Raw genomic sequence first — 17,329 nt, 5'->3', positions numbered from 1 at the left:
CGTCCTACTCTGCGTGCGGCGGTCGTGGTGGAGAACGGCGAGCCAGCCGGTTGTCATCACGCCGACCACCGAGCAAGCCGCACGGTCGTGTCCGCATCGGCTGCGGGCGAAACAACGGGCGGCGATACTTGTCGGCATGACTGACAACGGCGATATTCGCGTCGAGATCGTGCCGCAGCCTGGATACGCGGGGGATCTCGGTCCCTCCGATCTGGTGGACAAGTTCGGTGATCGGGTGGGAGAACTGGGGGAGGCGTTGGCGGGTATCGCGTCTCGACTGCGCGAGAGCCTCGCGAGTCAGCTCGACGAGCCGTCCGAGGGCGGATGGCAGTTGTCCGAAGCGAGCCTTCAGTTCTCGCTGAACTTGGAATCCGAGGTCGGTGTCATCATCTCGAAGGCGAAGGCGGGCAGCACCTTTCAGGCGAGTCTGACCTGGTCACGGCGCGACAACGCCGTCGGGTAACCGGTCTGCCGGGTGCTGCTCGCGCTGCAGCATGACCGAAGTGCTCGGCTCATAACCCGTTTTCCACATGTCGACCAGGATCAGCAGTAGTGCGGTGAGTCGCGCGGGCGTGAGTGCGCCCGCGTGCTTGCTCACCAGGTATTGAACGAGTTCGTTGCGCATCCCGTTGCTGTGCTGGAACGACATGGATTCGGCGTGGCGTCGGTAGAGCTGGCCGACGATGGGTAGGACATCGGACGCATAGCCGGAAAGATCCATGCGCAGTTGTAGCTCCCAGTCTTCGAACGCCGGCAGGTTCTCGTCGTAGCCGCCGACCTCATCGAGTGCCCGCTTGCGATAGAGCACCATGGATTTGAGGTGCGTGTGCAGGACGAGGTTGAGCTCGGGAACCATGCCCGCCGGGACGTAGACGAGGTCGAGGAGTCCCGAGTAGCGGACATAGCCACCCACGTAGCCGAGTGTGTCATCGCTCCGCATGGCGGCGACGGCGGCGGACAGGAAGCCGGGACGAATCCGGTCGTCGGCGTCCAAGACGAGCACGAGATCCCCTCGGCTGCTGCGGATTCCGGTGTTCCTAGCGGCCGAGAGGCCTCGATTCGGCTGCCGGATCTTCGTCACGCCGGACATGTCGTCCAGCACCGCGGCGGTCTCCGGGTCGGTCGATCCGTCGTCGACTACGACGATTTCCACATTCGCATAACCGGATTCGCGTACCGACGCCACCGCCGCGGGCAGAAATCGGCCATAGTTGTACAGCGGAATGACCACGGAGACCAGCCCGGTCGGCGTCGGCAATCGTGCTGGCGGCGACGCCGAGTGGTAAGCGGCGGTGAGACTTTCCGCGATCCGTGCGCTGGCGTGATCGGTGCGGACGGCCGCGCGTGCGGCAGATCCGAGTCGTGCAGCGGCCTCCGCGTCGAGCATCGCGTCGATGATCGCCGCGGCGAGCGCGTCGGCATCGCGGACGGCGACGATACGTCCGGTTCGGTCGTCGTCGACGAAACCCACGCCGACACTGTCGTCGGGAACGATGAGAGGGCAGCCGACGCTCATGGCCCACAACGCATCTGCCGGTGTACTCGCGGAACCCGCGGCCAGCACGCAGAGCATCGCTGATTGTTCCCGAACGGCGTCCGGGTGCATCGGCCCGGCGAAGGTCACGGCCCGGCGCAACTCCGCCGACAGGCTGGCATGGGTGTGCCGCCAATAGGACCTACCGACCGGATCGGTAGGGGTATCGCTGCCACGTATCACCAAGCGCGCGTCGGGTATTCGCGCCACAACGAGCTCCATTGCCCGCATCATCGTATCGATACCCGCTCCAGGGCAGAGTGTTCCGAGCCAGAGAATCGTGCCCGAGGCCCGCCAAGCGATACGGCGGTTCCCCGGATCGAGATCCGGCAGGGCAGGCGGGTACGCCCGGACCCGGCCACCGTGGTCGGTGTCGAGCCGGGTCGCGTTGCCGCCGCAGGTCAACACGAGATCCGCGTGCCGCCGCGTGTACCGCTCGGCGAACGTGGTCAGTTCCCTGTGGAATGTCGCTGGTCGCTGAACCTGGGGACCGTCGCTCGCGCTCGCCCAGGGGTGTCGCGACACCACGATGCGGCTGGTGTGGAACTGTCCGAGCAGCCGATGGGCGCGCAGCACCGTCAGCCCCTCACCACCGGCGTCGAGAAAGTCGATCACATCGAGCGGCGAACCCTCGTGGAGCAGCCGTAGCGTGTCGTACACCCGATCCGCGTAGGACTGCTCGTCGGTGAAATACCAATGCCCTTCTCGCTCCGGCAGCGTCGGTTGCCAGTGCAGCCCAACGATATTCCGCAGCATTCGCGTCCACGGCGCCGCGAGCCGTTCGCTGATCAGGTGTACCTCGTGGCCGTGCCGCGCCATGGCGGCGGCCACGGCGAAGACGTGGGCGTCCGGACCCGTCATCGTGCCGATGGCGAGGTCACGGCATACGTATGCGATACGCATTATCCCCCCTTCGCGACCGCGTCGTCGAGGATCGGACGCAGCCAGACCGGGAAGTACCCGGGACCGGCTCGGTCGATCAACAACTCCGCGATGCGTCGTACTTCCGTCCAGTCGGATGCCGATTCGTCGTCCGATCGCAGCGTGGCGAGCCACCGTCGCGTCCGCAGCAACCAGGGTTGGTCGTCGAGTTCCTCGAACATCGCCGCGGCCGAGGTGAATCCGGACAACGCTTCGTCCGCGTTCCCGGCGCGGAGCCGGGTCAGCGCCGTGCCGTACCGCAGTCTCGCCTTCATGCGGTCCTCGCCGGTCGCGTCGTACATCTCGTTCGCACGCGCGTATTCCGCCAGTGCGGCGGGAAAGTCGCCGAGCGCACGCAACGCGCTGCCCCGCGTGCGCCACACCTGCGCGCGGCCGAGATCGTCGTCGCTGTCGTCGAAGATGCGTTCGCATGCGGGCAGGGCCGCGAGCACCTCCGGCCACCGCCGCTGATGCCCGAGCAAGCGCGCCTTGAACAGGTCGACGATCCCGGTCCACCTGGCGTCGCCGGCCTTCACGCACAGCGGCCTCGCCTCGTCCAGGTCGGCTGCGGCCTCGGTGAGGCGGCCCAGCTGCAGATGCAGCACCGATCGGGTGTGCAGTCCGCGTCCGCAGGCGGAATTGTCGTCATGAGCACGGAAAATCGGCAGGCACAGTCGAAGATTGGCGTCGGCGGCGGCCAGCCAGCCCTGGTCCCGGAGGACGACGGCGTAGTTCTGTCGAGTGGAGGCGAGCACCAGTTCGTCGTCTCCGCCGGTGAAGAGGTCTATGCACTGCTCGAGCAGCGGCTTGGCCACGGCCAGCCTGCCTCGGTCTCGTTCGACCACGGCGAGGCTGAGTGTGGCGCGTGCCTGACGGTCGGACATCCCCAGTTCGGTGTAGCGGTCGATGACGTCGTGTAGCCCCGCGACCGCTTCCGCGTAGGCGCCTTTGCCCATGTAGTAGCCGGTGTAGGAGTAGAGGACCCCGGTCTCGGCTACGGTATCGGCGGCCGCGCGGCTGGCGCGGAGAGCCAGATCCTTCATTTCCAGGGATTCCTCGCCGTGGCGCTGCGCGACGAACAGACCGTTCAGCACGTCGACGAGACCCCAGACGTAGGGCCACAGTTCGTCGTCGTAAGCCTGGCGTGCGGCGGCGACCAACCCGGGACGCTCATCGGCGAACCACTCCGCGGCACTGATGCTCCGGGTCGACGAGAGTATCTCGGCGGGCGGACGCCACACGATCGGCACGGACTCGGCGAGAAAGAGATCCTTGCCCGGCCCGAGTGACGCCATCGCCTCGAGCAGTAGCGTCAGGTATCCGCTGAACAGCCGGCTTCTGCCCTGCGACCGTTCGTGATCGGAAAGGCGCTCGGCCGCTTTCTCGCTCGCGTACACCCGTAACAGGTCGTGGCAGCGGAATCGGTGACCACCGGTGAGATCCAATCGGGCGAAGGCGACCAGTTGCGCGTCGACGAGTTCGTCGAGCAGTTCCTCCGCGTCGAACAACGGAATGTCCAGCAAACCGGCGAGCGTCCAGGCGGGAAAGTCGGGAGCGCGAATCGCGCCGAGCGCCGCGAACGCGGTCGCGAGTTCGGTATCGAGCGCTGTGTAGCTGCTGTCGAAGCTCGCGCGCACCGCGAGATCGTCGACAGCCAGTACCGACAATCGGCGGCGCTCGTCGGCCAGCCGGCCGGCGAGGTGCGCGATGGTCCAATGCGGACGGGATCGCAGCTGAGCCGCGGCGATTCGGATCGCCAGCGGCAGATTGCCGCACAGACGCGCGACCTCCTCGATGCCCGCGCGATCGGTGGCCCGACGATCGGCGCCGAGCATCGCCGCGAGCAGATCGGTTGCGTCCTCGGGAGACAGCGTGCCCAGCGGCACTGTGATCGCATCGTCTATGGCTCCCATCGGCCGCCGCGATGTGACGAGGACGCGGCAGCTCGATGTGTGCGGAAGCAGCGCTCGCACCTGCGCCGCGGAACTCGCGTTGTCGAGGACGATCAGGGCTCGCTTGCCGGACAGCAGGTTTCGGTATTGCTCGGTGCGCGCTTCCACGGTGCCCGCCACCGCGTCGGCGGGCAAGCCGAGCGCGACGAGTAGTCGTTCGAGCGCATCGGCGACGGCGATCGGTCGTTGATCCGCACCGCGCAAGTCGATGTGCAGGCGGGCGTCCGGAACCGCGTCGGCGACGAGATGGGCGATGTGGATGGCGAGCGCGGACTTGCCGACCCCGGGTTGGCCATGGATGGCGACGATCGGCGCGGCGCCCGGCGCGGTCAGCGCGGCGACCAGTTCTTCGGTCTCCGCGCTGCGTCCGGTGAATTCGCGCCGGTCCGGCGGTAGAGCCGTCTGACGACCCGCGGCCGACGCGCCGATGACCAGGCCGGGTACGGCGACTCCCGTGGCGTCCAGTACCGGTGCCGCGCCGACGGAGTCGAGCAACGCCCGGATCGCCGCGAGTGGACAGGCGAACACGATGCCGCCGACACCGCGCTCGGGCGCGTCCGGATTCGGCGGGTTGTACCTGATCAGTCCGATCACGCCGGGGGCACTGCCCGCGAATACCGGCGATCCGGAGAAGCCGCCGAGGGCGAGGCCGCCGACCGCCTGTTCGGCGTAGAGCTGAATCGCCGGTACGCCACGCAATTGCCCGTCCACCGCGGTGATCGTCCCGGACACAGTGACGCGGCCCAGATCGGACAGGCTGGCCGGAAAACCCGTCGCACGCCAGAATCGTGCGGTCACCTGGGTCGCCAACGGGAGCGGATCGATGAGATCCGGCCTGGCCTCGTCGAGCCGGAGGACGGCGCAGTCGGCGGCTGGATCACCCGCGGCGAATCGTGCGGTGAGGGCGGTATCGCCGATATTCCACACTGTCTGCGGGAAATGTATTTCGCCGGTCCGGCGATCGCCGACGCAGTGAAAGGCCGTCACCAATGTCGAGTGGTCGACGGCGAACGCCGTGCCGAGAAACCGCTCCCGCGGTCCCGCGCTCAGCAGTCGTCCCACCGACTCGCTCATGCCGCCCCCGCCAGTGCGCGAAAATGTCGAACCGGGTCGAACCGGGCGAGCCCCAGTTCTCGCACCGATGCGGCCTTCAGGGTGGCGGCCTCCTCGATCGCATTCGCGAGAACCGCCGCCGCTGTCGCGTCGCACGCGCCGGGATCCACGGCGGCGATACGGCCGGAGGAGTCACACAACGCGGCTTCGGCGCACGTCCCGCCGCGCCAGGCGAGTGCGGCGACCGGCGTACCCGCACGTAATGATTCACCGAATACCGCCGCGCCGGCCTCGACATAGTCGCGGGCGCAGGTATAGACGAACACCCGGCCCTCGCGGAACGCTGCCGTTTTCGCGGCGCCGCCGAGTTCACCGACGAATTCGACGTGCTCGGCGGCGAACAGTTCCCGGTGTTGCCGGACGTAGGATTCGTCGAATACGGGCCCGGCGATGCGTATTCGCCTGCCGAGCAGGCGTGCGGCCAGAATCGCAAGGTGCGGTGCTTTCACGGGCTCGATGCGGCCCACCCAGACCAGATCGGAGCCGTCGACGGCCGACGGCTCGTCTGCCTCCAGATCGAGGTGCACCGCCAATTCCGCCCGTGGACGCTGTCCCGCGTAGCGCACCATCATTTCCGGCGAATAGCAGTACAACCGTGATCGGCGACCGTCGAACGTGCCGTCGGGCTGCGGTTTGTCGGCGCCGTGCTGAAATGCCACCACGGCACAATCCAGTGTTTCCCACGTGTGCCGCCACGTGGGCATGGCCGGGTATTCGTGCCATGCCACGAGCAGGTCGTATCCCGTGGCGCGCAATTCGGCTCGGCCTGGGCCGCTGAGCATTTCGAGTCGGGTCGGCCGAACGGTCCAGTCGTCCGCGAGTTCGCCGCGCCACTGCGGGCCGATCAGATGCACCGTGGCCCCCGCGCGGCGCGCCCCGACCGCCGCCGCCCACAGCCAGCGTTCGATGCCCGCATAGCCGGTCGGCGGAAATGCGTACTTGCTCGGAAAATCGCAGACGCCGACCAGCATGCGATCAAGATTAGTTCACGGGCGGGTCCGGGCAAGCCGGATCGGCGTGAAACCTGTAGCGCGAGAAACGATCTGCGCGGGACCGTGGGCCGGTAGTTCGTCGGGTCGCCTCGGCTCAAGGCAGCCAGGTGATCCGGCCGCCTTGGAAGTCTTGGGCTTTGCCACCTTCGTAGTCGTACTCCTCGCCGGTGGGGTAGCCGTAGCGGCCGTTCTCCGCGCCCGCGCGGACCCAGTCGTCGCGGATGGCGCCCCAGACGGCGTGCGCGCCGGTGCGCGGGGACCAGTAGACGGCGCCGCCGGTGAAGAGGTTGTAGCGGCCGTTGCCTGCGGAGGTGGCTTCGTCGGTGATGGGGAAGCCGAGGGCGCCGCTTTCCCAGCCGAGCGCGCCCCACTTGTCGCGGATGGCGCCGCCGACCTGATGGGAGTCGGTGCCGAGCGACCAGTAGATGGATCCGCCCTGGAAGTGGTTGAAGCGGCCGGGCCCGCCGGGCGTGGCGAGTTCCCCGGTGACGGGGTAGCCGAGCACGCCGTTCTCCGAGCCGAGCGCGCCCCACTTCTTCCGGATCGAGCCGCCGACCCCGTGCGCGCCGACCTCGGGATGCCAGTAGATGGCGACATCGCGCTCGAAGGTCTGGTAGCGGCCGCCGCGACCGGCGTCGAGTTCGGGGGAGACCGGGTCGCCGAAGACGGCGGGCCCGCCCGCTTGGTCGTATTCGACCTCGATGGCGCCCCCGACATCGAAGGCGCCGATCGGGCGCGCGGTGGCGGCGCCGATGCCGGCGGTGAGCGCGACCGCCAGCGCGGCGGTGACGAGCGCGCCGCGACGGGAAGCGGACGGGCGGGTGATGCGACGTTGCCGAGCCAAGTGAACTCCCTGACAGGTGGGTACCGGATGGCGGACCGGGAGCGCGACGCGCCCGGCGCTGACGTGCGAAGACAGCCTACTGGGCGGCACGGGACCAGATCCGTCCCCGGCCTGCGCACGGCCGGAGAAAGCGACGGCACACGCGGCACCGGACCGCCGGTGCCGGTGTCGTCATCGACACGAGGTCCATCGATGATCCGCGCTCGGTCGTTAGCGGACTGCGCGATCTCGTCCGCTTCGTCCTGTTCCGGTCGACAACGCCTCGGCGGTCACGGCTCGCACGGGCACCTCGTCCGATTCTCGTATTCGACACTTCGACGGTCGTGGTACGCGTCGGCGCTTGGCCGAGTCCCGGTGGGAATCCGCGCCGAGGCTTACGTGGTGGTGACGGTCAGGATGTCCTCGATCGGCAAACGCGGCGTCGGCGGCATGGGATCGGGCTCCGGCGCGGAGCCGACCCGGACGACGACCTGGGGTCGCAGGTGGTGGGGTAGCAGTCCGGCGATCACGCGGCGCGCCGCGGGCAGCTCGGTGATGTGGGTGAGCGGGCAGGTCGAGAGTCCGGCGCCGGTGCATTCCAGCAGCACCGCCGACAGCGCCTCGCCGGTCCGCAACCAGTGCGCGGGCGAGTCCTCGGCCGAGCTCAGCGTCAGCAGCCGGGCCCGATCCTCGGGCGTCGCGCGGCGGGTGGGCCCCGGCGCGGTGGGGAAGTCGCGGCGCACGGGCACGCGTCCGGCCTCGGCCGCGGTAGCGAGCGCGGTCGGCGGAATGCCCTCGGGAAGGTCGAAATGCCCGGTCCACCAGCGCAATTCGCTCTGATACGGCTTGTCGTAGCGGCGCAACGCCTCGGCCTGATCGGAGGCGGCGGCGAGCCGCTCGCGCACCGAGCCGGGCAGATCGTCGAGGGTGACTTCGCACGTTCGCGCCACTTCGGTGACGCCGGGCAGCAGCGCGTCCCAGCCCTCGGGTTCGTCCATCGGGAGCCGGTCGGAGTACCTGCGACCGATGACTTTGGCCTGCGTGCGAATGCGTTCGGGCGGGTCGGGCCAAGGCCGGAAGGCCAGCGCGGCCAGATAGCGCGGCCGCGCTGGATCGGGCAGGCGCACGACGTCGGTGTGCCAGCCGTTCGCGGCGAAGGCGGTCCTGGTGTGGTGCAGCATGGCGCCGCAGCTGATCACCTGCTGGCGACCGTCCGGGTCGGCCATCGGCAGCGACCGATCGGGATCGCTGTGCAGGTGCAGCCGCTTGCCGTCGAAGATCAGGCGCCAAGGCTGGGAGTTGTGCAGGGAGGGAGCGCGGCGAGCGATCTGCAGCGCGGCGGCGACGGCCGATGCGTCGGGAACTGCAGATCCGGCACGAGCGTTTTCTGCGGTCATGCCTATCGAGTATGGCACGAGGTGACCGGCGGTTTGCGGAGCCGTTGCGGTAGGTGGTGAACAGCGACTGAGCCGCAGGTAGGCGCGCCTTTTCCGGGAATCGCCGATATGGCGCCGTCCGCTGTGTTGTGCTCGACTGGTGAGCCAAGTGCACTTGGGGCACATCTTTCACGTCGCCGGGCGCCCCACCGTCCAGAACGCGGCGGACGCGCTGGTCTCCGTGCCGGACGGCGCGTTGGTCGTCGGTGACGACGGTCGGATCGCCTACTGCGGCGGCCGCGACGAGATTCCCGCCGAATTTCGCGGTGCGGACGAATTCGACCACCGCCCAGGCTTCTTGCTTCCCGGTTTCGTCGACGCGCACATCCACTTCCCGCAAACCTTCGCCGGTGACGCCTACGGTGGCGGCCAGCTGCTCGAATGGCTGACGCTGTGCATGTATCCCGCGGAATCCCGGCTCGCCGATCCGGTGTACGCACAGCGGGCGGCCGTCGAATTCTGTGCCAGGCGCATCGCCGTGGGCACCACCGCCGCGATGGTGTTCGGGTCGGCCTTCCCGCACGCGCAGGACGCGCTGTTCGGCGAGACGCGCCGCCGGGGGCTGCGCATGGTCGGTGGTCGCGGAATTCAGACCACGGGGGAGGAGGAGTCGGTCGCACCGCTGTTGACCTCCGAGGACGAGGCGATCCAGTTGACCAAGGCGGAGATCGACACCTGGCACGCCGCCGACACCGGCGACGTCGACACCGCTTTGCTGCACGTGGCGATCGTGCCCCGCTTCTCGCTGTCGGTGACCCGCGAGACGCTGCACAACCTCGGTGAGCTCTACGACTCGGTGCGCGGTCGCGGCGTCTATTTCCACAGCCACCTGAACGAGAACAACCGTCCCGGCACCGGCGAGGTGGACAGCACCAAGCAGGCGTACCAAGTGGATTCGTACCTCGACACCTACGACGGCAAGTTCCTGCCCGGCTCGCAGGTCGGCGGCAAGAGCCTGCTCGGCAGGCGCAGCATCCTCGCGCACTGCGTGCACTGTCAGGACGCGGAACTGCGGCGGCTGAAGCAGACCGGCAGTTCGATCGCGCACTGTCCGGTGTCCCAGCAGTTCCTCGGCTCGGGGACGATGCCATGGAAGCGGACGATCGCCTCCGGCGTCACGGTGGCGGCGGGCACCGACTACGGCGGCGGCGACGAATGGTCGATTCCGCGGGTGCTCGCGGCGGCGTTCAAGGTGCACATCTCCGAATCGGGCGCGGACGGTGTGTCGATGCATCCGGCCGAGATGTTGTTCACCGGAACGCTGGCCGGTGCGCGGGCCCTCGACATGGAGAACCGCTTCGGGAACTTCGATCTCGGCAAGGAAGCCGACTTCGTCGTGGTCGACCCGGCGTTCGAACAGGCGCTGGAAAGCGTACTGGCGCAAGGGATCCGGTCCGACGACCCGGTCCTGGCGCGCGATCAGACGCTGTTCGCGTTGCTGATGGGAATGGGCGAGGCGGCGGTCGCGCAGGTCTACGTCCAGGGTCGCCGCATCGACGACCGTTAGCGGACCGCCGATGAACGCCACCGCCGTCACGGTCTTCCACCGCCCACCGGACGCCGAGTCCTTCGAAGCCTGGCTGGATTGGATGGGCGAAACCGCCTTCGCCGCAGAGGGATTCGTGGAGTGCTGTCGTGCGGTGAGCGACGATCCCGCGCTGGAACCCGGATTCAGCGTCACCTTCCGCTCCGAGGCGCTGGTGAACGAATTCCTGGACTCGGCGGCCAGATCCCGGGTGCTCGCCGAGGGCGAGGCGCTCGGAATCCACCGGAAGAGCTCGGATCTGGTCATCGTCGAGGGTGAGTTGCCGCCGCCGGGTGTCGGGGTGTTCCACCACAGCGTGGCCGACGGTAAGGCCGCCGATTTCGTTGCGGCGGAAGCGGAATTGGTCACTTTGAGCGCCACGTTCCCCGGATTCGAGGGCGTCGCGCTGTTCTGTCGCGGCGACACCGGCCGGTGGTTCTCGGTGCTCCGATTCCGCACCGCGCAGCATTTGTCGGACTGGATGCGCTCGGAGCAGCGGGCCGCGGCCCTGCCCGCACTGCGCGCCGAACTGACCGAGGATTTCTCGGTCGTCGCGCACACCACGCCGTTCGGATCCACGCTGCGCACCGTCGACGGGCGGACGCGGGTGACGCCCACCTGGAAGATCGCGATGCTGGTGCTTCTTGTGCTCTATCCGACGGTGATGACGCTGTCTCGTTTCCTCGGCCCGGTGCTCGACGAGAACGGAGCGCCGCCCTGGCTGGCGATGTGGTTGAGCCAGATCGTGAGCGTCGCGCTGATGAGCTACATCCTCTCGCCCGCGGTCGCGGCCTGTTTCCGGCGCTGGCTCGATCCGGTCGACGGCGCGGGATGGCGGATCAGCGCGCTCGGCGCCGCCATAGTCGTCGTCCTCTACGCACTGACGTTGCTGCTGTTCGCCACGGTGAAATGGCTGCACTACTGGGACTACAACCGTTGAGCGTGCCCGCGTGTCACTGGGACATTGCGGTGCCGCCGATCGAGACGTAGACCAGCATCACCATGAACAGGAACCAGCCCGCGCCCTGCCAGATCGGCCAGACCCGGCCCTGCCGCCAGCGCAGATACGTGATCACGAACGCGCCGATCCCACCGGCCAGCAGGATGACGGCGGGGACGAGCAGGACCGCGATGCCCGAGGCGGCATCGCACAGCAGCGGACCGGAGAGGCACTCGTCCCGCCCGGCGGCCCAGACCGCGGCAACCAGAGCGACGAGTGCGGTCGTACCGAGAATCGCGAGATCGTAGCGGACGGCCTGGCGTAATCCCTCCGGATCGGACCAGCGCTTCTCGACATCGTTCACCATCCGGCTCACCTCCGCTCGCGGTCACGGGAGTCGGCGACACCCGTGACCGGAGTTGCCGGACCGGCCGGTCTCAAACGCGAGCGGTCAGCGCGTGGCCGACAGATCCGGCGGGTCGGTGTGGTGATGACGCATTTCGAACCAGTAGGTGGCGAACACCGTGCCGTAGGCGGCAACGACGACGGACGCGGTCACAACGAGCATCAGCAACAGCAGTGGAAGCAGAAAAGCCATGTGCCCTCCCCGGAATTGGTGTGAGGTCGGCGTCGAAACAGGGACGGCGCCGCGTCGCGCCCGTGCCCTTTCTTCCATCCCCCTGCACCCTTCGAATCCTAGAACTGCGGGGCTCGTGTGGCACGGGTGAACAGCTGTGAGTCGGGTCATGCCGATTTCGGTGTGTCTGCCACATCACATGATCTTGCTGAGGTTGAATTGAACAGGTCGACGAGTTTTTCGAAGTAACGCGCCCTCGTGAAGACGAATCCCCAGCATCACCTCAGCATCCGCGAAGGAGCATGACAGTGAGCACGATCCTCTGCGCGCTACACGACACAGTCCTCGCGCAGGTGAGTAATCCGACCCCGGAAGCGCCGCCGCTGGCGGACAAGCTCATGCAGATGGGTCGGTACTTCACCTGGCTGGTCCAGCTGTCCGGGATCACCGCCATCACCTACGGCGGTGGCCGTTTCGCCTGGGAGAAGTGGAACGGCGGCGGTTTGCAGTCGCCGAAGATGATCGCCAGCGCGATGGCGGGAGGTGCTGTCGCCACGAGCGCGGGGACGATCATGAACGCGGTGATCTAGCCGCCGGAAGGGTCGCGCACCGCGGACGGAACCGACTCCGCCCGCGGTGTGCGACCCTTTTCACATCGCTTATTAGTTGTACGCAACTCAGTTGCTCGCTACCGTTCATGGGGCACGGCAGGTTCTCCCAGAAAGGCACCCCATGAACACCCTCTACACCGCACAGGCCACCGCGACCGGCGCCGGACGCGGCGGACAGGTCCGCTCCTCCGACCAGGCGCTCGACCTCGAACTGAGCGTGCCGAAGGAGCTCGGCGGCGCGGGTGGCGCGGGCACCAACCCCGAGCAGCTGTTCGCCGCGGGATACGCCGCGTGCTTCCACAGCGCGCTGCAGCTGGTCGCACGCCGCGAGAAGGTGAAGATCGCGGACTCCTCGGTGACCGGCGCGGTGGGCATCGGCCCGAACGGCGACGGTTTCGGCCTGGCCGTCACCCTCACCATCGACCTGCCCGGCCTCGAGTCCGGTGTGGCGCGCTCGCTGGTCGACGCGGCGCACCAGGTCTGCCCGTACTCCAATGCCACCCGAGGCAACATCGACGTCGACCTGGTCGTCGCCTGAATCCGCAAGTCCGCGTAGTAGATTCGAAGCGCCTGAGCCCCGCTCGCGCCCGCACCGGTTTGTCCGGTGCGCGCGGCGGGTAGGTGAGAAGCGTCCCTTACCGGCGAAGGAGGCGCTCATGACATCGGACAGCACGGTGGCGACCGAGGTGGCGGCGGATACCGCGGTCGGACGGCTGCGCAGCGTGGTGTTGGACTGCCCGGAGCCGCGCGAGCTCGCGAAGTTCTACGCCGCGCTGCTCGGCGGGGTGGTCATCGACGAGGAGGACGAGGACGACACCTGGGTGGTCGTCGTCGACCCCGACGGCAGGCGCCTGGCCTTCCAGACCGCACCGCGCTACAAGCCGCCGCGCTTCCCGGATCCGGAAGCGTCCCAGCAGATCCACCTCGACATCCTGGTCGACGACATCGACGTCGCCGAGACCAAGGCACTGGCGCTCGGCGCGCGTCCGGTGCAGGCCAGCGACGACGACCGGTTCCGCGTCTACGCCGACCCGGTCGGGCACCCTTTCTGCCTGGTCTGGTCGCACGGCCGATGAGGCCGCGTCGGATACAACTCGCGCGGCGTGGGTAGGCGGGCGGTATGACCCAGACACGCCCCCTCGCCCTTGTCACCGGAGCTTCCAGCGGAATCGGCCTGGAACTCGCGAAGCAGTTCGTGGAACACGGCTACGACGTGGTGGTGGCCGCGGAGGACGCGGCCATCGAGACCGCCGCCGATCAGGTGCGCCGTCCCGGCGTGGAAGTCCGCGCGGTGCAAGTGGATCTGCGCACGCCCGAAGGCGTGGAGCGGCTCTACTCGGCGGCGACCATGGACGAGCGGCCGCTCGACGCCGTCGCGTTGAACGCGGGCGTCGGCCGCGGCGGCGACTTCGTGGCGACCGACCTCGACGACGAACTCGACATCATCGCCCTCAACGTGCGCTCGACGGTGCACCTGGCCAAGCTCGTGCTCGGCGACATGGTGCGGCGCGACACCGGCAAACTGCTGTTCACGTCCTCGATCGCGGCGACGATGCCCGGCGCGAAGCAGGCGGTGTACAACGCGTCGAAGTCGTTCGTGCAGTCCTTCGCTGAGGCGCTGCGCGAAGAGACGCGCGGCACCGGCATCACGGTCACCGCGCTGATGCCGGGTCCGACCGACACCGACTTCTTCCGCAGGGCCAAGATGCTGGAGACCGTGGTCGGCAAGGGACCCAAGGACGACCCCGCCGACGTGGCGCGCCAAGGCGTCGAGGCGTTGCTGCGCGGCGACCAGAAGGTGGCGGCCGCCTCGCTGGGCACCAAGGTGCTGACGACGATCAATCACGTCCTCCCCGATTCGGTGAAGGCCGCGGCCAACCGCGTCGCCTCGGCGGCTCCGCTGCCGCACCGGCACTGAGCTGTCCATGGCCGTCGCGTTGAACCGCGTCGTCCGCACGCCCCTGCTGTACTTCTTCATCCTCGGCGACGTGCTCGGCGCGGGGGTGTACGTGTTGATCGGCGAGATCGCGGGGGCGTCGGGCGGCGCGCTCTGGCTGCCGCTGCTCACCGCGCTCGTGCTGGCCTGCCTCACCGCGGGCTCCTACGCCGAGCTGGCCACCAAATATCCGAGGGCGGGCGGCTCGGCGCACTACGTGACTCGGGCGCTCGGTCCGGCGGCGGGCACCTTTGTCGGATTCTGCATGCTCGCCGCGGGCGTCGTCTCTGTTGGCGCGTTGGCAAGGGGGTTCGCGTCCGACTACCTCGCCGCGCTGGTGACTTTGCCGACCCTCGCCGTTGTGGTGGTCTTTCTGTCCGCCCTCGCCGCGCTGAATCTGCGCGGCATCAAGGAGTCGCTCGGCGCGAACGTGGTCGCCACCGCGATCGAACTCGGTGGCCTCCTGCTCGTCATCGGTCTCGGTGCCTGGGTGCTGCTGCGCGGCGACGGCGACCCGAGCAGGCTCACCCAGGTGGAGACGGCCGAGCGAGGAGCGGTCGGCGCGGTGCTCGCGGGCGCGGTGCTGGCGTACTACTCGTTCGTCGGCTTCGAGACCTCGGTGAATCTGGCCGAGGAGGTGCGCGATCCGCGCCGCACCTATCCGCGGGCGCTGTTCGGCGCGCTGCTCACCGCGGGCGCGGTGTACGTGCTGCTCGGTGCGGTCGCGGGAGCCGTCGTGCCCACCGAGGTTCTCGCCGAATCCAGCGGACCGCTGCTGGAGGTGGTCCGGGTGGCGGGCGGCGTGCCGGAGCGACTGTTCGCGGTGATCGCGCTCGTCGCCGTGGCGAACGGCGCCCTGCTGACCGGCATCATGGCCTCGCGGCTGGCTTACGGCATGGGGCGCGACGGTCTGCTGCCTGCCGCGCTGGCCAGGGTGTTGCCCGGCCGCCGCACGCCGTGGGTGGCGATCCTCACCACCACCGCCGTGTCGCTGGCGCTCGCGCTGACCGGTGAGGTGGGATCGCTCGCCGAGACGCTGGTGCTGTTGCTGCTCGTCGTCTTCACCGCGGTCAATGCCGCCGTGCTGATCCTGCGCCGGGAGCCGGTCGACGCCGAGTACTTCCAGGTGCCGGTGGTGGTGCCTTGGCTGGGCCTCGCGTCGTGTCTGTTCCTGTTCACCCGCATCGGCGCGGAGGTGTGGTTGCGCGGGGCGATCCTGCTCGGGCTCGGGTTGCTGCTCGGCGTCGTCAACGCGTTCCGTTCGCGTTCGACGAGTGGGCCGGAATCCGCGGACGAGCCGACGCGGGTATGAGCTACAGGGCATGCCGCGTCCCACCCGTGTCCGCGCTGCCGACCGGCCATCCAGTAGCTTGGCACGCAGGGTGGCCGCGGTTCGAAGGAGCCGACGAGGCCGCCGCGGAACCAGTTTTCGCACACCCCACCGGACCTGACGAACGAAGAGAGCTGATCGATGCCGACCTCTGAAGCGCGTGCACACATCGGTGTTACCGGCCTGGCTGTCATGGGCAGCAACATCGCCCGCAACTTCGCCAGGCACGGTTACACGGTCGCGCTGCACAACCGTTCTGTCGCCAAGACCGACGCGCTGCTCGCCGAGCACGGCGGCGACGGCGATTTCGTGCGCACCGAGACCATCGAGGAGTTCGTCGCCGCGCTGGAGAAGCCGCGCCGCGTGCTGATCATGGTCAAGGCGGGCGACGCGACCGACGCCGTCATCGAGGAACTCGCTTCCGCGATGGAGCCGGGCGACATCATCATCGACGGCGGCAACGCGCTCTACACCGACACCATCCGCCGCGAAGCCGCCATGCGCGAGCGCGGGCTGAACTTCGTCGGTGCGGGCATCTCCGGCGGCGAGGAGGGCGCGCTCAACGGTCCGGCGATCATGCCGGGCGGCCCGAAGGAGTCCTACGAATCGCTCGGCCCGCTGCTGGAGTCGATCGCCGCACAGGTCGACGGCACCCCGTGCTGCACCCACATCGGACCCGATGGTTCCGGGCACTTCGTCAAGATGGTGCACAACGGCATCGAGTACGCCGACATGCAGCTCATCGGCGAGGCCTACCACCTGTTCCGCGACGCGCTCGGCTTCGACGCCAAGCAGATCGCGGACGTGTTCACCCAGTGGAACTCCGGTGATCTGGAGAGCTACCTCGTCGAGATCACCGCCGAGGTGCTCGCGCAGGTGGATGCCAAGACTGGTCGCCCGCTGGTCGATGTCATCGTGGACGCCGCCGAGCAGAAGGGCACCGGCCGCTGGACGGTCAAGTCCGCGCTCGATCTCGGTGTGCCGGTGACCGGTATCGCCGAGGCGGTTTTCGCCAGGGCGCTGTCGGGTTCCCGCGCGCAGCGCAAGGCCGCGGTCGGCCTCGCTTCCGGCACGCTGGCCGAAAAGCCGACGGACGTCGAGCAATTCACCGAGGACATCCGTCAGGCGCTCTACGCCTCGAAGGTCGTCGCCTACGCGCAGGGCTTCGATCAGATCGCCGCGGGCAGCGCCGAATACAACTGGGACCTGCACCCCGGCGATCTGGCGACGATCTGGCGCGGCGGCTGCATCATCCGGGCCCGGTTCCTGAACCGGATCAAGGAGGCCTACGACCAGGATCCCGCCCTGCCGAGTCTCATTCTCGCCCCGTACTTCCGCGAGGCGATCGAGACGGCCATCGACAGCTGGCGGCGCGTGGTGTCCACCGCGACCCTGCTCGGCATCCCGGTCCCGGCCTTCGCGTCCTCGCTGTCGTACTACGACGCGCTGCGCGCCGAGCGGCTGCCCGCCGCGCTCACCCAGGGCCAGCGCGACTTCTTCGGCGCGCACACCTACGAGCGCATCGACGCCGAGGGCAAGTTCCACACGCTGTGGAGCGGTGACCGCAGCGAGGTGTCCGCGGGCTGACCCGGGAGCACGGTCTCCCGACCGTGTTTCGCGCCACATCGCATCACAAAGC

16 protein-coding genes are annotated in these 17,329 nt (G+C 68.5%); 9 read left to right on the top strand and 7 right to left on the bottom strand.

The features are described from left to right. Positions 1-136 precede the first annotated feature (136 nt). Complete coding sequence (locus tag ABZV58_RS26600) at positions 137-463, top strand: CU044_2847 family protein (protein ID WP_355002882.1); 327 nt, start codon at positions 137-139, stop codon at positions 461-463. On the opposite strand, the gene ABZV58_RS26595 is transcribed toward ABZV58_RS26600, so the two are convergent. The 5 genes from ABZV58_RS26595 to ABZV58_RS26575 all read right to left on the bottom strand — a co-directional run bounded on the left by ABZV58_RS26595 (position 437) and on the right by ABZV58_RS26575 (position 8,732). Next, positions 437-2,437, bottom strand: coding sequence for a glycosyltransferase (locus tag ABZV58_RS26595; protein WP_355002881.1), 2,001 nt, complete (start codon positions 2,435-2,437; stop codon positions 437-439). The genes ABZV58_RS26600 and ABZV58_RS26595 overlap by 27 nt on opposite strands. Next, a complete protein-coding gene (locus ABZV58_RS26590; RefSeq protein ID WP_355002880.1) occupies positions 2,437-5,481 on the bottom strand; it encodes a trypsin-like peptidase domain-containing protein in 3,045 nt (1,014 codons plus the stop codon). The genes ABZV58_RS26595 and ABZV58_RS26590 overlap by 1 nt, the downstream gene beginning before the upstream one ends. After that, the gene (locus ABZV58_RS26585; protein WP_355002879.1) at positions 5,478-6,491 is read right to left on the bottom strand and encodes a glycosyltransferase; all 1,014 of its coding nucleotides are present in this window, start codon (positions 6,489-6,491) and stop codon (positions 5,478-5,480) included. The genes ABZV58_RS26590 and ABZV58_RS26585 overlap by 4 nt, the downstream gene beginning before the upstream one ends. A 115-nt stretch (positions 6,492-6,606) precedes the next feature. After that, a complete protein-coding gene (locus ABZV58_RS26580; protein WP_355002878.1) occupies positions 6,607-7,356 on the bottom strand; it encodes a hypothetical protein in 750 nt (249 codons plus the stop codon). A 374-nt stretch (positions 7,357-7,730) separates the two neighbouring features. Beyond that, on the bottom strand, positions 7,731-8,732 hold the full coding sequence (locus ABZV58_RS26575) for a hypothetical protein (RefSeq protein ID WP_355002877.1): 1,002 nt from the start codon (positions 8,730-8,732) through the stop codon (positions 7,731-7,733). 136 nt (positions 8,733-8,868) lie between these two features. Between ABZV58_RS26575 and ABZV58_RS26570 the strand changes: the two genes are divergently transcribed. Both ABZV58_RS26570 and ABZV58_RS26565 read left to right on the top strand, forming a co-directional pair. Further along, on the top strand, positions 8,869-10,278 hold the full coding sequence (locus ABZV58_RS26570) for an amidohydrolase family protein (RefSeq protein WP_355003090.1): 1,410 nt from the start codon (positions 8,869-8,871) through the stop codon (positions 10,276-10,278). Between the two features lie 10 nt (positions 10,279-10,288). Beyond that, on the top strand, positions 10,289-11,236 hold the full coding sequence (locus tag ABZV58_RS26565) for an antibiotic biosynthesis monooxygenase (RefSeq protein WP_355002876.1): 948 nt from the start codon (positions 10,289-10,291) through the stop codon (positions 11,234-11,236). A 13-nt stretch (positions 11,237-11,249) separates the two neighbouring features. On the opposite strand, the gene ABZV58_RS26560 is transcribed toward ABZV58_RS26565, so the two are convergent. Then, a complete protein-coding gene (locus tag ABZV58_RS26560) occupies positions 11,250-11,603 on the bottom strand; it encodes a hypothetical protein (protein ID WP_355002875.1) in 354 nt (117 codons plus the stop codon). Positions 11,604-11,687: 84 nt separating this feature from the next. After that, positions 11,688-11,834, bottom strand: a complete 147-nt coding sequence (locus ABZV58_RS26555; protein ID WP_355002874.1) for a hypothetical protein — start codon at positions 11,832-11,834, stop codon at positions 11,688-11,690. A 287-nt stretch (positions 11,835-12,121) separates the two neighbouring features. Between ABZV58_RS26555 and ABZV58_RS26550 the strand changes: the two genes are divergently transcribed. The 6 genes from ABZV58_RS26550 to gndA all read left to right on the top strand — a co-directional run bounded on the left by ABZV58_RS26550 (position 12,122) and on the right by gndA (position 17,277). After that, positions 12,122-12,403 (top strand): hypothetical protein, encoded by a 282-nt coding sequence (locus tag ABZV58_RS26550; RefSeq protein WP_355002873.1) that lies wholly within the window; start codon positions 12,122-12,124, stop codon positions 12,401-12,403. Positions 12,404-12,545: 142 nt separating this feature from the next. Beyond that, on the top strand, positions 12,546-12,962 hold the full coding sequence (locus tag ABZV58_RS26545) for an organic hydroperoxide resistance protein (protein ID WP_067778871.1): 417 nt from the start codon (positions 12,546-12,548) through the stop codon (positions 12,960-12,962). Positions 12,963-13,080: 118 nt separating this feature from the next. Further along, positions 13,081-13,500 (top strand): VOC family protein, encoded by a 420-nt coding sequence (locus ABZV58_RS26540; RefSeq protein ID WP_355002872.1) that lies wholly within the window; start codon positions 13,081-13,083, stop codon positions 13,498-13,500. A 44-nt stretch (positions 13,501-13,544) separates the two neighbouring features. After that, positions 13,545-14,342: an SDR family NAD(P)-dependent oxidoreductase gene (locus tag ABZV58_RS26535; protein WP_355002871.1), complete on the top strand. Its 798-nt coding sequence runs from the start codon at positions 13,545-13,547 to the stop codon at positions 14,340-14,342. Between the two features lie 7 nt (positions 14,343-14,349). After that, positions 14,350-15,672 carry an APC family permease gene (locus ABZV58_RS26530; protein WP_355002870.1) on the top strand — a complete coding sequence of 441 codons (1,323 nt, stop codon included), beginning with the start codon at positions 14,350-14,352 and terminating at the stop codon, positions 15,670-15,672. 159 nt (positions 15,673-15,831) lie between these two features. Beyond that, the gene (gndA, locus tag ABZV58_RS26525) at positions 15,832-17,277 is read left to right on the top strand and encodes an NADP-dependent phosphogluconate dehydrogenase (protein ID WP_355002869.1); all 1,446 of its coding nucleotides are present in this window, start codon (positions 15,832-15,834) and stop codon (positions 17,275-17,277) included. Positions 17,278-17,329 lie beyond the last annotated feature (52 nt).

The organism is Nocardia sp. NPDC004654, assembly GCF_040609595.1.
Taxonomy (GTDB): Bacteria; Actinomycetota; Actinomycetes; order Mycobacteriales; family Mycobacteriaceae; genus Nocardia.
The sequence above is the reverse complement of the archived record's forward strand: the minus strand, read 5'-3'. Positions and strand labels throughout refer to the sequence as shown.